The 13,552-nt window shown below is 66.6% G+C and carries 11 protein-coding genes; all 11 read right to left on the bottom strand.

Features of this window, described 5'->3' with window-relative positions; translation table 11 throughout:
• Window positions 1–75: 75 nt before the first annotated feature.
• The 11 genes from murC to mraZ all read right to left on the bottom strand — a co-directional run bounded on the left by murC (window position 76) and on the right by mraZ (window position 13,430).
• On the bottom strand, window positions 76–1,485 hold the full coding sequence (gene murC / locus KIO74_RS01200) for a UDP-N-acetylmuramate--L-alanine ligase (protein ID WP_213329740.1): 1,410 nt from the start codon (window positions 1,483–1,485) through the stop codon (window positions 76–78).
• Window positions 1,482–2,645, bottom strand: a complete 1,164-nt coding sequence (murG, locus tag KIO74_RS01195; RefSeq protein ID WP_213329738.1) for an undecaprenyldiphospho-muramoylpentapeptide beta-N-acetylglucosaminyltransferase — start codon at window positions 2,643–2,645, stop codon at window positions 1,482–1,484. The genes murC and murG overlap by 4 nt, the downstream gene beginning before the upstream one ends.
• Window positions 2,638–3,819 carry an FtsW/RodA/SpoVE family cell cycle protein gene (locus KIO74_RS01190; RefSeq protein WP_213329736.1) on the bottom strand — a complete coding sequence of 394 codons (1,182 nt, stop codon included), beginning with the start codon at window positions 3,817–3,819 and terminating at the stop codon, window positions 2,638–2,640. The genes murG and KIO74_RS01190 overlap by 8 nt, the downstream gene beginning before the upstream one ends.
• 3 nt (window positions 3,820–3,822) lie before the next feature.
• The gene (gene murD / locus KIO74_RS01185; protein ID WP_213329734.1) at window positions 3,823–5,223 is read right to left on the bottom strand and encodes a UDP-N-acetylmuramoyl-L-alanine--D-glutamate ligase; all 1,401 of its coding nucleotides are present in this window, start codon (window positions 5,221–5,223) and stop codon (window positions 3,823–3,825) included.
• 264 nt (window positions 5,224–5,487) lie between these two features.
• Window positions 5,488–6,591 carry a phospho-N-acetylmuramoyl-pentapeptide-transferase gene (mraY, locus tag KIO74_RS01180; RefSeq protein ID WP_213329732.1) on the bottom strand — a complete coding sequence of 368 codons (1,104 nt, stop codon included), beginning with the start codon at window positions 6,589–6,591 and terminating at the stop codon, window positions 5,488–5,490.
• A gap of 32 nt (window positions 6,592–6,623) precedes the next feature.
• Window positions 6,624–8,075 (bottom strand): UDP-N-acetylmuramoylalanyl-D-glutamyl-2,6-diaminopimelate--D-alanyl-D-alanine ligase, encoded by a 1,452-nt coding sequence (locus KIO74_RS01175; protein WP_249730821.1) that lies wholly within the window; start codon window positions 8,073–8,075, stop codon window positions 6,624–6,626.
• Entirely contained in the window at window positions 8,072–9,550 is a 1,479-nt protein-coding gene (locus KIO74_RS01170) for a UDP-N-acetylmuramoyl-L-alanyl-D-glutamate--2,6-diaminopimelate ligase (protein ID WP_213329730.1), read from the bottom strand. Before KIO74_RS01170 ends, KIO74_RS01175 begins: the two co-directional genes overlap by 4 nt.
• Window positions 9,551–9,593: 43 nt before the next feature.
• Window positions 9,594–11,423 (bottom strand): peptidoglycan D,D-transpeptidase FtsI family protein, encoded by a 1,830-nt coding sequence (locus KIO74_RS01165; protein ID WP_213329728.1) that lies wholly within the window; start codon window positions 11,421–11,423, stop codon window positions 9,594–9,596.
• Window positions 11,424–11,431: 8 nt separating this feature from the next.
• The gene (gene ftsL, locus KIO74_RS01160) at window positions 11,432–11,821 is read right to left on the bottom strand and encodes a cell division protein FtsL (protein ID WP_213329725.1); all 390 of its coding nucleotides are present in this window, start codon (window positions 11,819–11,821) and stop codon (window positions 11,432–11,434) included.
• Window positions 11,818–12,939 (bottom strand): 16S rRNA (cytosine(1402)-N(4))-methyltransferase RsmH, encoded by a 1,122-nt coding sequence (gene rsmH / locus KIO74_RS01155; RefSeq protein ID WP_213329723.1) that lies wholly within the window; start codon window positions 12,937–12,939, stop codon window positions 11,818–11,820. Before rsmH ends, ftsL begins: the two co-directional genes overlap by 4 nt.
• Complete coding sequence (gene mraZ, locus KIO74_RS01150; RefSeq protein WP_213329721.1) at window positions 12,936–13,430, bottom strand: division/cell wall cluster transcriptional repressor MraZ; 495 nt, start codon at window positions 13,428–13,430, stop codon at window positions 12,936–12,938. Before mraZ ends, rsmH begins: the two co-directional genes overlap by 4 nt.
• Window positions 13,431–13,552 lie beyond the last annotated feature (122 nt).

Below are 13,552 nucleotides of genomic sequence, written 5' to 3'. Positions count from 1 at the left end.
TTTCCGGACAAGCCTCAACGTCCGACGCGCCCCTCCCCCTTGCGGGGAGGGGTAAGGGGTGGGGGGAGGCTGGCGTCACGCAGCGTCCCCCGCCGCGAGTTCTTCCGGCAAGGCATAGGCCCAGGCGGTGATGGTGCCCGCGCCGAGACAGACGACGTAGTCGCCGGGCTTGGCGAGCTCACGCACCATGCCGGCGAGCGCGGCCGGCTCCGGGAGGGCCACGACGTCCCGGTGCCCACGCGCCTTCAGGCCGGCCACCAAGCTGTCGCGATCGGCTCCCGGGATCGGTTGCTCCCCCGCCGCGTAGACGGGCGCGACGATGACCGCGTCGGCGTCGTTGAAGCAGGTGCAGAAGCTGTCGAACAGCGAGGCCAGGCGGCTGTAGCGATGCGGCTGCATGACCGCGATCACCTGCCCCTTGGTCGACGCGCGCGCCGCCTTGAGCACAGCGGCGATCTCCACCGGGTGGTGGCCGTAGTCATCGAAAATGGTGACGCCGTTCCATTCGCCCGTGCGCGTGAAGCGGCGCTTTACGCCACCGAAGGAGGCGAGCGCCTTGCGGATCGCCTCCGGCTCCATCCCGAGCTCATAGGCCACCGCGATCGCCGCCGTGGCGTTGAGCGCGTTGTGATGGCCGGGCATCGGCATGACAAGGTCATCGATGACGACCCGCGCGCCCGTCTTGCGGTCGCGGATGATCACGATGAACTGGCTCTTGCCCCCCGTCAGGTCATCGATGACGAGGCGCACGTCGGCTTGCGGGTTCTCGCCATAGGTGATCACCCGACGATCCTGAATATGACCGATGAGATCCTGCACGACCGGATGGTCAATACACATCACGGCGAAGCCGTAGAACGGGATATTCTCGACGAAGGAGCGGAATGCCGCCTTCACGGCATCGAAAGTCTTGAAGTGATCGAGATGCTCGGCATCGATATTGGTGACAATGGCCACATCGGCCGGCAGCTTGAGGAAGGTGCCGTCGGACTCGTCGGCCTCCACGACCATCCAGTCGCCCGCGCCGAGCCGCGCATTGGTGCCGTAGGCGTTGATGATGCCGCCGTTGATGACCGTGGGGTCGAAATTGCCGGCGTCGAGCAGCGTCGCGACGATCGACGTCGTGGTCGTCTTGCCATGGGTGCCGGCGATGGCGACGCAGGTCTTCAGCCGCATCAGCTCCGCCAGCATCTCCGCCCGCCGCACGACCGGCAGACGCTTCTCGCGGGCCGCCGCGAGTTCCGGATTATCGCGCTGGATGGCGGTGGACACCACGACCACCTCGGCGTCGCCGAGATTGTCGGCCGCGTGGCCGAGAAAAGTCTTCGCGCCCTTGTCACGCAATCGCTTGACATTGGCGTTGTCGCCGGCGTCCGATCCCTGGACGGTATAGCCGAGGTTGAGGAGCACCTCCGCGATGCCGGACATGCCGATGCCGCCGATGCCGATGAAATGAATGGGGCCAAGCTCACGAGGCAATTTCATGGGCGGGTCTCCGGTGCGGAATCGATATGGCCAACGCGGACAACGAGGTCGGCGAGTCGGTCGGCCGAATCAGGGATACCGGCGCTCTTCGCCGCTTCGGCCGCCTGGGTCAAGAGTCCGGGCGCAACAAGACGCTCCGAAATCTCCGCGGCGAGGCGCTCGGGCGTGAAGGCGTCCTGCGGGATAACCGTTGCCGCGCCTAGGCTTCCGAGGGTAGCGGCATTCGCCGCCTGGTCCTGGTCGAGCGCGCCAGGCAGCGGCACAAGGATCGACGGGCGACCGATGATCGCGAGTTCGGCAACCGTGGAGGCTCCCGCCCGCCCGATCACCAGATGCGCATCCGCGATCCGCGCCGGCAGGTCCTTGAAGAAGGGCGCGATCTCGGCGCGGACGCCGAGCCCGCGATAGGTTTCTTCGACACGCGCGACATCTTCGGCGCGCGCCTGCTGGACGATGGATAGCCGGCTACGATCCGACGTCGACAGTTTTTCGATCGCCGCCGGGACAATATCGCTCATCACGCGGGCGCCCTGGCTGCCACCGGTGACCAAGAGATGAAGCATGCCGCCTTCGGCGAGGGGCGAGAACGGCTTCCGCGCCGCCTCGATCACGGCCGGCCGGATCGGGTTGCCTGTCTGCGTCGCCTTGCTGTTCAAACTGCCGGTCAACCCGCCCACCGAGGCGAAGCCTGTGGCGATCGCCGTGGCGCGAGGCGCCAGGAAACGGTTGGCGCGGCCAAACACGGCATTCTGCTCGTGGATGATCGTCGGCGTGCCGGCAAAGGATGCGCCGAGCAAGGGGGGCACGGATGGATAGCCGCCGAAGCCCACCACGACGGCGGGCCGGATCTCGCGGGCGAGCCCCCTCGCCTTCCATATGCCGCGGGCGAGCGTGAGCGCCGCCTTGATTGCCACGGGGATCGACCGCCGCGAGGGTGTCGCCGATGGAATGACGTGGACTTTGTCTGCCGGAAAATCAGTGGCGTAGGCGGCCGCGCGCTCATCGGTCGCGAGCTCCACCCGGATGCCGCGTGACGCAAGAACACCCGCCAGCGCCTGCGCCGGAAACAGGTGGCCACCCGTGCCGCCCGCCGCCAGCAACACGAGCGGGCGCGCGTTACGGGTTGTCTTCTTTACTCCGGAGATCGCTCCCTCAGACATCTTGCGCCGTCCTGCTGCCATAGGACCGATTGGCCGGCCTGTGGTTTGGCGTGATGCGATCGAGGATTTCGGCGCGTGGGCGCTTGCGCGTCAAGGCGATGAGGAAACCCATGCCGATGGCCAGCGACAGCAGCGAGGAGCCGCCGTAGGAAATGAACGGCAGCGTCATGCCCTTGGCGGGAATGAGATGGACGTTCACCATCATGTTGATCGAGGCCTGGATGCCGAACAGCGTGACGAGCCCGGTCACCGCCAGGCGGCAGAACGGCTCCTCGTTGCGTTGGGCAAGATAGAGGCCGCGCAGCACGATGAAGCCGAAGAGGCAGACCAGCGCGATACAGATCAGGATGCCGAATTCCTCGGCCGTCACCGCGAAGATGAAGTCGGTATGGGCGTCGGGCAGGATGCGCTTGACCGTGCCCTCGCCCGGCCCCTTGCCGAGCCAGCCGCCCTGGGCGAAGGCCTCCAGCGCCGTATCGACCTGGAAGGTGTCGCCGGCTTCCTTGTCCATGAAGCGCGAGATGCGATCGCGCACGTGGGGGATCAGCTCATAGGCGACGAACAGGCCGAAGAGGCCGATGCCGCCGATGCCCGCGACCCAGAAGATGTGCAGGCCAGCGGTGAAGAACAGGCAGCCCCAGACGATGGAGACCAGCATGGTCTGGCCGATATCCGGCTGCAGGATCAGCGGGACGATCGTCACCGGCAGGATCAGCATGGCGAGAAGCGTGCCGGGCACATCGCGCCGGCGGCTTCCCTCCGCGAACAGCCAGGCCGTCAGGACGACGAAGGCGGGTTTCACGAACTCCGACGGCTGGATGGTCATGCCCGCCAGGTTGAGCCAGCGACGCGAGCCCTTCACCTCAGGCCCGAGGTAGAGCGCGGCGATGACCATGACGAGGCCGCCGAGATAGACGAGGAGCGCCGCGCGCCTAACGTAGCGCGGCGAAAGAAACGAGACCGCTATCATCAGCGCGATGGCCGGCGCCAGATAGACGATTTGCCGGCTGACGAAATGGAAGGTCGACAGGCCGAGGCGCTCGGCGACCGGCGGGCCGCCGCCCATGAGGAACACGAGCCCGGCCACCATCAGCACCGCGATCGCGACCAGGATCGAGCGATCGACGGTCCACCACCATTCGCCGACCAGTGTGCGTTCAGCGCGTGACGCCATGGCTCAATGCCCCTTGTTGCTGGTGGCCGGGATGAGACCCGGCAGGGCGAGGACGAGATCGCGGAAGCGATTGCCTCTCACCTCGAAATTCGGAAACTGGTCGTAGGACGCGCAGGCCGGGGAGAGCAGCACGATGGGCTGCGCGTCCACGGATCGCGCGGCATCCGCGGTGGCGGCGGCGATCGCGTTTTCGAGCGTCTCGCAGCGCGTGAACGCCACCTGGCCATCGAGCGTCGCGGCAAAGTCATCGCTCGACACGCCGATGAGGTAGGCGTGGGCGATGCGCGGGAAATACGCGGCCAGGGGCGCTATTCCGCCCTCCTTGGGCTTGCCGCCGACGATCCAGTGGATGCCGCCGGGGAAGGCCGCCAGGGCCTTCTGGGTGGAATCGGCGTTGGTGGCCTTGGAATCGTTGATGAAGAGCGTCGCGCCGATGCGCCCAACCTCTTCCATGCGATGGGCAAGCCCGACAAAGCTGGCGATCGCGCCGGCTATCCCCGGCGCGTCGAGGCCAAGCGCGAGCGTCACGGCGAAAGCCGCCGCCGCGTTCTGCGCGTTGTGCCGGCCGCGCAGGGAGCCATGCCCGGCAAGATCGACGAGAGGCTGGTCGCCGTCACGGAAGAGCCGCGTCCCTTCCACATGCACGCCCTCGGTCAACAGATGAACCGCGCTGATTTCGACGACAGGCCGCTCGATCTCGGCGCGCCGCGCCGCGATGGCGGCCGTGTAGTCGTCATCGATCCCGATCACCGCCAGCTTCGACTTCGCCACCAGCCGCTCCTTGATGGCGGCGTAGTTCTCCATCGTGCCGTGACGGTCGAGATGGTCCGGCGTGAGGTTGAGCAGCACACCGATCGTCGGCGCGAGCGACGGCGCGAGATCGATCTGGAAGGATGAGCATTCGATGACGTAGACGCGCTCGGGTGTCAGCGGATCGAGCGAGAGGATGGCCCGGCCGATGTTGCCGCCCATCTGCACGTCGCGACCCGCCGCCTTCAGGATATGGGCGGTCAGCGCCGTCGTCGTCGACTTGCCGTTGGTACCGGTAATGGCGACGAAAGGCGCGTCAGGCGCCACTTTCGCGCGCTCGCGGCAGAAAAGCTCGATGTCACCGATGATCTCGACACCCGCCGCCTTGGCGAGCTTCGCGCTCCAGTGAGGCGCGGGATGCGTCAACGGAACGCCAGGGGACAGGACGAGCGCCGCGATCGCGCTCCAGTCCTCCGCGTTGAGGTCCGCCACCGGGACACCGGCCCCGGCCGCCCTGGCGCGCCCCGCCTCGCCGTCGTCCCAGGCAACCACATCGGCACCGCCGGCGATCAAGGCTTCCGCCGTGACGAGGCCTGACCCGCCAAGCCCGAAGACCGCAACACGCTTGCCGGCAAAGGAGGTGACAGGGATCACGGGCGATCCTCCCCCGTTTTCGACAACGCTGGACGGCCGCGCACGACGACAAACCCAGCGATCCCTCCCCTCACGGGGAGGGATCCCCGCCGGCGCGCGTGGAGACTGGCGTCCCCTCTCCCCAGCGGGGAGAGGGACAGGGTGAGGGGGGGAAACCCATCGCCGGAAATCACCCCCTCACCCGCGCCTGCGGCGCGACCTCTCCCCGCCGGGGAGAGGTGGAACAGCCTGGTGATCGATGTGCTTACCCCCATCACCGCCCCCTCACCGCAGCTTGAGCGACGACAGGCCGATCAGGGCGAGCACCACGGAGATGATCCAGAAGCGGATCACCACCTGCGGCTCCGTCCAGCCGAGCTGTTCGAAATGGTGATGGATGGGCGCCATCTTGAAGACGCGCTTGCCGGTGAGCTTGAAGGAGGCGACCTGGATGATGACCGATAGCGCCTCGAGCACGAACAGCCCACCGACGATGGCCAGCACGATCTCGTGCTTCACCGCGACCGCGACAGTGCCGAGCAGCCCGCCGAGCGCCAGCGACCCCGTGTCACCCATGAAGATTTGCGCCGGTGGCGCGTTGAACCAGAGGAAGCCGATGCCCGCGCCGATCAACGCGCCGCAGATGATGGCGAGCTCACCGGTACCCGGCACGAAATTGATCTGCAGGTAATTCGCGAAGATCGCGTTGCCAACGAGATAGGCGATCATGCCGAAAGTCGCGGCGGCGATCATCACCGGCACGATGGCGAGGCCATCGAGGCCGTCGGTGAGGTTGACGGCATTGCCTGAGGCGACGATGACGAAGCCGCCGAAGATCACGAACAGGAGCCCGATGTCGAGGAGAAGATCCTTGAAGAAGGGGATGGCGATCGAGGTCGCGAGAAACTGGCGCGCGGGCGGCAACGCGCCCTTGCTGACGTAGACAAGGGCGAGGCACGCAACGCAGGCGATCGCGGCCTCTATGGCGAGGCGCGAGCGGCCGGAAAAGCCCTTGTGGGATTGCTTGGTGACCTTCAGATAATCGTCGTAGAAGCCGATCGCGCCGAAGCCGACCGTGACGAACAGCACGATCCACACATAGGCGTTGGCGAGATTGCCCCAGAGCAGCGTCGACACGATGATGCCTGAAAGGATCATCAGGCCGCCCATGGTCGGCGTGCCGCGCTTGGCCAGATGCGACTGCGGGCCATCCACGCGGATCGGCTGCCCCTTGCCCTGCTTCACCCTGAGCAGAGAGATCAGCCACGGCCCGAACATGAAGACGAAGAACAGGGCCGTCGCCGTCGCGCCACCCGCACGGAAGGTGATGTAACGGAAGACGTTGAGGGCGGAGAAGGTACCGGAGAACTCCGCGAGCCAGGTGAACATGCGCGACTATTCCTTGAGTCTAGTGGGCCCGCTTACGCCTTGACCGTCGCGGGGGCAGTATCTGCAAAACGGCCTTTCAACGCTGTGACGAGCCGGGATATGCGTGTTCCGTTCGAGCCCTTGATCATGACGACGTCGCCGGCCCGAAGCGCCGCCGTGACCGTGGCCTCCAGCTCCGCCGGAGCGGGCGCATAGGAGCCGCGCAGGTTCATGGGCAAATGACGCCAGAGGCTCTTCATCGCGGGACCGGCCGCGAAGACCACATCGACGGCGTTCTCTTCCAAAGTTGCGACAAGCGCCTCGTGCAGCCGCTCACTCTCGCTGCCCAGTTCCAGCATGTCGGCGAGCACGGCGATGCGGCGCCCCCGGAACCCGATGTCGGACTGCCCAAGAGCCTCGATAGCCGCGCGCATGGAGGCCGGATTGGCGTTGTAGCTTTCGTCTATGAGAAGCACCTCACCGCCGGCAACCGTCAGGCGCGTGCGCTCGCCCCGGCCAACCGGCGGCGCGAGCTCCGAGAGCGCCAGCGCCGCCAGCGCTAGATCGCCACCGAGCGCCTTGACAGCGGCCAGCACGGCGAGGCTGTTCAGGGCGATATGCCGGCCCGGGCTGCCGATGCGATAGGCGACCGGCACGCCGAAGACCGTGGCGTCAACGACAGTGCAATCGGCCTGAGGAATGATGCGCCGCGCCCGGACATCCGCCTCGTCATGCTCGCCGAAGGTGATGATCCGGCCGGCCGGCGAGGCCATGGCATGGGACTTCAACCGTCCATACTCGCCGATATCGCGGTTGATGACCGCGACGCCGCCCGGCTCAAGGCCCAGAAATACTTCGCCCTTTGCGTCGGCGATCGCCGCGATCGACGGGAAGAATTCGAGGTGAACCGGCGCGACCGTGGTCACGACGGCCACGTGAGGACGCACCATATGCGTCAGCGGCACGATCTCGCCGGGAGCGCTCATGCCGATCTCGAAGACGCCGAAGTCGCAGTGCGCCGGCATACGCGCGAGCGACAGCGGCACGCCCCAATGGTTGTTGTAGGACGCGGCCGAGGCATGCACCTCACCCTGGGAACCGAGCGCGAGGCGCAGCGCTTCCTTCGTGCTGGTCTTGCCCACAGAACCGGTCACGGCGACGAAGCGGGCCGGCGAGCGCGCGCGTGACGCGCGGGCGGCGCTCTCAAGGCCGCGCAGCACATCGGGAACGACGATCATGGGACCCGCGCCCGCGAGCTCACCCACATGCGCCTCGTCGACGACGGCCGCCGCGGCGTCCCGGCGGAACGCTTCCGCAACGAAGGCGTGGCCGTCGTGCACGTCGCCACGAATGGAGAAATAAGCATCACCGGGGGCAAGCGTGCGCGTATCGATCGACACGCCAGTGATGGCGCCGGCAGCTTCACCCTCGAGGCGCGCGCCCATGGCCTCGGCCAGCTCGGCACCGGTCCACAAGGACTTGGAACTCGTCATCGTCGCACTCATGGTAGCCTCAACGCGGCAATGGCTTCGGTCACGGCGTCGTGATCGGAGAAGGGCAATGTCTTTGTGCCGATGATCTGGCCCGTTTCATGGCCTTTGCCGGCAATCACGAGCACATCGCCGGCCTTGAGCTCGGCGACGGCCGTTCGGATCGCCGCAGCGCGATCGCCGATTTCGCGCGCGCCCGGCGCCGCGGCGAGTATGGCCGCGCGGATGGTCGCGGGATCCTCCGAGCGCGGGTTGTCGTCGGTGACGATGACGACGTCCGCCCGCTCTACGGCGATGCGGCCCATGATCGGGCGCTTGCCCTGGTCGCGATCACCGCCGGTGCCGAACACGACGACGAGCTTGCCCCTCGCATAGGGGCGCAGGGCGGTCAGGACATGGTCGAGCGCGTCGGGCTTGTGGGCGAAATCCACGATGACAAGCGCACCATTGATCGTCGCGACCCGATCCATCCGGCCCTTGACGCCGGCAAGGCCCGAGAGGGCCGCGAGCGCCTGTCGCACATCCTCGCCCGCCGCAATGGCAAGCCCGGCCGCCACGAGGGCGTTTGATGCCTGGAAATCACCGGCAAGCGGTAGACGCACCGTTTCGGCGCTGCCGCCATGGCTGATGGAGAGGACCTGGTCAAAGCCCTGCTGCTCGATCCCTTCGAGCTTGAGATCCGCTCCGGCTTCGCCGACGCTGATCAGCCGCAGACCCCGCGCGCGGGCGGCATCGGCCACAGCCTTCGATTCGGGCGCGTCGGCATTGACCACGACGGCCGCATCACCCGGCAGAAGGTCCGTGAACAGACGGAGCTTGGCCTCAAGATAGGCCTCGACCGTCGGATGATAATCGAGATGGTCGCGGCCAAGATTGGTGAAGGCGCCGGCTGTGAGCCTGACGCCATCGAGCCTGTGCTGGTCGAGCCCGTGGGAAGACGCTTCCATTGCGAGGTGGGTGACCCCATCGCCGGCCAGCTGATCAAGCGTCCGGTGCAGCGCCACGGGGTCAGGCGTCGTCAGCGAGCCATAGACGGCCCCGCCCGGCGCAACGACGCCGATCGTGCCGAGGCTTGCCGCCTGGTGCCCCAGCGCCGCGAAGATCTGCCGCGTGAACTCGGCTACAGAGCTCTTGCCGCTCGTCCCCGTCACCGCGACGATCGTCTCCGGTTGGCGCGGATAGAAGCGCGCCGCGGCGAGCGCGAGCACGCGGCGAACGTTGGTCACCTGCGCGAAGACGATATCGGTCGGAACATCCGCTGGCCTTGGCCCCTCGCCGATGATCGCGACAGCGCCGCGCGCGACGGCATCGCCGGCGAAAGTGAGGCCATCGGTTTTCGTGCCCGGGACTGCGGCGAAGAGGAAACCAGGCTTCACGGCACGTGAATCGGCAGTAAGCCCGGCGATGGCGCGCCGGGCTTCACTCTCCGCGAATTGACCGGGGATCAGGTCGCCAAGCGATCTGGCGGCCTCTGACACAGGGCTCTTCATGGACCCATTCTCCCGCGTTCAGGCAAGGTCGCGCTCGTGTCCATCAGCGGATCCCCCAGGCGCCCTGACGCGCCATGGTCGGGAAGGCCACGGCAAGCGGCGCGGTGTGGGGCGGCAAGCCGAGAAGTGGGGCCACCCGCTCGATTATCTTGCCGGTGGTCACGCCCGCGTTCCAGGCAGCCGTGGTGTAGCCATAGCTCTCCGGCGTCGCCTGCGGCTCGTCATAGAGCGTCAGGAAAACATACTTCGGCTTGTCGGCCGGAGCGATCGCCATGAACGTCGTGAAGTTCTTGTTCTTGGCATAGCGGCCGTTGATCACCTTCTCGGCCGTGCCCGTCTTGCCGCCGATGTAATAGGCGCCGCTCGTTGCTTCCTCGGTCTTGCGCGCCGAACCACGCTCCGCGTTGATGCGCATGATATAGCGCATCGCCTCCGACGTCTCCGGCTTGATCACCCGGGGGGCATCCGCCTTGGCGTCCGCTTCCGAGCGCTTCAGGAAGGTCGGCTTGATGAAATAGCCGCCATTTACCAGCGCGCCGACGGCGGCTAGCGCCTGGATAGGCGCCACGGCCAGGCCATGGCCGAAGGCGATGGTGGCGGTATTGATCTCGCCCCAGCGGCCCGGCACGAGGGGCTCGGCGCTTTCGGGCAATTCGGTACGCATGCGATCCAGCTGCCCCATCTTGCGGAGGAAGGCCTTGTGGCCCTCCACTCCGACAGACAGCGCCATCTTGATCGAGCCCATGTTCGATGAATGCACGAAAACTTCCGGCACCGTCAGCGTGCGGCCCGTGCCGTGATACTCGCGAATGACCTGCCGGCCAAAGCGCATCATGCCGCCCGCGGTGGAGTAGGTCGAGTTGATGTTCGCCTTGCCGCTGTCCAGCGCCATCGCGACCGTCAGCGCCTTGAAGGTCGAGCCCATCTCATAGACGCCGACATTGAGGCGGTTGATGCGGTCCTTGTCCTGGGCGTCGACAGGGTTGCTCGGGTCGAAATCCGGCAGCGAAACGAGCGAGACGATCTCGCCGGTGTTGACGTCGAGGATCGCGGCCGCCGCCGCCTTGGCGCGAAAATACGCCATGCCCTTCACGAGTTCGTCGCGCACCGCGTGGGTGGCGCGCAGGTCGAGCGACAGGGCGATCGGCTTCATGTCGTCGGCGCTGCGGGCAAAACCAAAACCGGACAGAGCCTGCAGGCCCTGGCCATCGAGGTATTTCTCGATCCCGGCGATACCCTCGTGGTCGACATTGGCAAAGCCGAGGATATGCGCGCCGATCGGACCGTTGGGATAAACGCGCCTGTTCTCCGGAATGAAGCCGACGCCGGGGATGCCGAGACGGTGCACTTCCGCCTGCTGCTTCGGCGAGACCTCGCGCTTCACCCAGACGAAGCCGCGCTTGGTGCCGAGCCTGTTACGCAGATCTGTCGCGTTGAGATCCGGCAGCACCGCGGTCAGAAGCTCCGTCGCCTCGTCCTTGTCGATGATGTTGCGCGGCTCGGCGAAGACCGAGGCGGTTTTGACGTCGGTGGCCAGAATGACGCCATTGCGGTCGACGATATCGGGGCGTGAGGCCATGATGGCGGCCGTTGCTCTCCGATGGAACTCGCTCTGGGCCTCCGGCGCCAGCGCGAGCAGGGTGAGCCGGCCGATGATCAGCATGAAAAGCAGCGAGAAGAAGACGCCAACGAGGCCGATGCGGGCCACACCCTTGTCGGCCCGCATGTGGAAGAAGCGGCTGAGAAAGGCGATGATCGCGAGCAGGATCCGGCGAGCCCGGCCGGCAGGCGAAGGGCGCTCACCCGGCGCCACCGTAGCGTCGGAACCATACTGGCCGGAGTAAGGAGCGTCGATCGTCGGAACGTTGGACATAGGAACTCTCACCGCGCCACGGAGGGGGTGCTGGCTGCTGACGTCGAACCGGTCTGGGGCGTTGCCGTCGGTTCACCGAGGCCAAGCAACTCGAGCTTGCGTCCGATGGCATCGACCTTCGCCTGCCGTTCCGGCACGTCGCTCAATTTCGCGATCTGCTTCACCGTGAGCGGTTGCAGGTCGAGATGCCGCTTCGCCAGAACCTGCAGACGATCCGGGCGATTGAAATACTGCCACTCCGCCCGCATCACCGCGATGGCCTCTTTCTCGCGCTGGACACGCGTCTTCAGTTTGGCCACCTGCTCGGCGTAGTAGATCGTCTCATACTTGACGGAATACGCGTATCCCGCCGAGCCCACGAGCAAGGCGATGGCGATGAGATGCATGAGGCGGATCATGTACGCGTCCTTCCTCGACTGGAGCCTGGTCGCCCACTCCCCGGTCCCCCACTCTTGGACCGGGGCTTTCCGGCACGGCCCGCCTCGGGTAGCGCCGCCAACGCCAGAACGTCCTCGTCTTCCGCGCGGGGCGGTGCGGTCGTGCGTTCGGCGGCACGCAGCTTGGCGGAACGCGCACGCGGATTGGCGCGCAGTTCCGTCTCCGATGCGATCACCGGGCCACGCGTCGCCAGTGTGAAGGTCGCATCGTCCACCGCCTCGCCGGGCAGATGCCGGGAGACGCCGGCCGTGCGCGCCGAGCGCCGCGCCATGAACTGCTTGACGATGCGGTCTTCCAGCGAATGGAAGGTGACGACCACGAGCCGGCCTCCCGGCTTGAGCACCCGCTCAGCGGCGTGGAGCGCGCGCACGAGTTCGCCGAGCTCGTCATTGACCGCGATGCGCAGCGCCTGGAAGGAGCGCGTCGCGGGATGGGGACCATTCGGCTCGGCCCGCACAATGCCGGCAACGAGATCGGCGAGTTCGCCTGTCGTGCGGATAGGCGCCCGGCGCCGCGCTTCCAGGATCGCCCGCGCGATCGCCCGCGACCGGCGCTCCTCGCCGAAATGGTAGAGGATGTCGGCGATCTCGCCTTCATCCGCCTCATTGACGATATCGGCTGCGCTGCGTCCGGCCTGCTCCATGCGCATGTCGAGCGGACCATCGTTGCGGAAGGAAAAGCCCCGCTCGCCCTGGTCCACCTGCATGGATGACACGCCGATATCGAGCACCACACCATCGAGCGGGAGAAAGCCCGCCTCAGCCGCGTGGTCCTCGAGATCGCCGAAGCGGCCTTCGATGAGGTGAAGCCGTCCCGCAGCCGCTTCAACGAGCGGCCGCCCGTCGCGGATCGCATCGGGGTCACGGTCGAGTGCGACGACGCGCACCCCATCGGCCGCCTTCAGAATGGCGCCGGTATAACCACCAGCGCCGAACGTGCCGTCGAGATAGGAACCGCCCGGTTGCGGGGCGAGCGCGTCCAGAACCTCTTCCAGTAGCACGGGAATGTGACGGGCCGGTCCGCCAGCGGTATCAGCCGGGCCGTCTCCGGCCTGGCCGCCACCGCGACCCGTCGTCATTCCCGTGCTCCGGAAGACCCCGGAACTTTTGGCGCAGTGCCAAGGGTGGCAGTGCCAAGGGCGCGCTTGAGCTCCCGCACCTTCGCCCGCGCCTCCTCGAGATGGGTCCGGAACAGGTCCGGCTTCCACATCTGAAACTTCTGCCCATGCCCCACAAAGGTGACATGGTCGGAGATACCGGCGTGGTCGCGCAGCGTATCCGTGAGGATGACGCGCCCCTCCGTATCCACCTTCAAAACCTCGCTCGTCCCAAGCAGCGCTGTCGAGAGATGGTCCCGCTCCTCCGAATAGGGAGACAGCGTCGACAGCAAGCCGTCGATCTCCGTCAACAGGGCGTTGCCCCCCGCGTCCAAAGCTGGCGTGTCCAGCGCCGGATGCACATAGAGCCCCTCGAAACCATCCCTTACGAGAACGGCCCGAAACGACGCCGGGATGGAGACCCGTCCCTTCGCGTCCAACCGGTTGGTGAAGTTGGACACAAAGCGGTCCATGGCAACCGATCCCAGCCGTCCCCTCGCCTGCGAGCCCCGCAGGCGCACGCACACTGACCCCAGACATCCCAAACGACAGCTCGTCGCCGGTCCCGTAGGAGGCGCCAAACACCTTGTCTGAG

Source organism: Chelatococcus sp. HY11, from assembly GCF_018398335.1.
Lineage (GTDB): Bacteria > Pseudomonadota > Alphaproteobacteria > Rhizobiales > Beijerinckiaceae > Chelatococcus.
The sequence above is the reverse complement of the archived record's forward strand: the minus strand, read 5'-3'. Positions and strand labels throughout refer to the sequence as shown.

Excerpts from the sequence above, each read along its gene's own strand:
- KIO74_RS01165 (WP_213329728.1), bottom strand. The coding sequence starts at position 11,423 with ATGTCCAACGTTCCGACGATCGACGCTCCTTACTCCGGCCAGTATGGT.
- KIO74_RS01190 (WP_213329736.1), bottom strand. The coding sequence starts at position 3,819 with ATGGCGTCACGCGCTGAACGCACACTGGTCGGCGAATGGTGGTGGACC.
- murC (WP_213329740.1), bottom strand. The coding sequence starts at position 1,485 with ATGAAATTGCCTCGTGAGCTTGGCCCCATTCATTTCATCGGCATCGGC.
- mraZ (WP_213329721.1), bottom strand. The coding sequence starts at position 13,430 with ATGGACCGCTTTGTGTCCAACTTCACCAACCGGTTGGACGCGAAGGGA.
- murG (WP_213329738.1), bottom strand. The coding sequence starts at position 2,645 with ATGTCTGAGGGAGCGATCTCCGGAGTAAAGAAGACAACCCGTAACGCG.
- KIO74_RS01175 (WP_249730821.1), bottom strand. The coding sequence starts at position 8,075 with ATGAGTGCGACGATGACGAGTTCCAAGTCCTTGTGGACCGGTGCCGAG.
- mraY (WP_213329732.1), bottom strand. The coding sequence starts at position 6,591 with ATGTTCACCTGGCTCGCGGAGTTCTCCGGTACCTTCTCCGCCCTCAAC.
- ftsL (WP_213329725.1), bottom strand. The coding sequence starts at position 11,821 with ATGATCCGCCTCATGCATCTCATCGCCATCGCCTTGCTCGTGGGCTCG.
- rsmH (WP_213329723.1), bottom strand. The coding sequence starts at position 12,939 with ATGACGACGGGTCGCGGTGGCGGCCAGGCCGGAGACGGCCCGGCTGAT.
- KIO74_RS01170 (WP_213329730.1), bottom strand. The coding sequence starts at position 9,550 with ATGAAGAGCCCTGTGTCAGAGGCCGCCAGATCGCTTGGCGACCTGATC.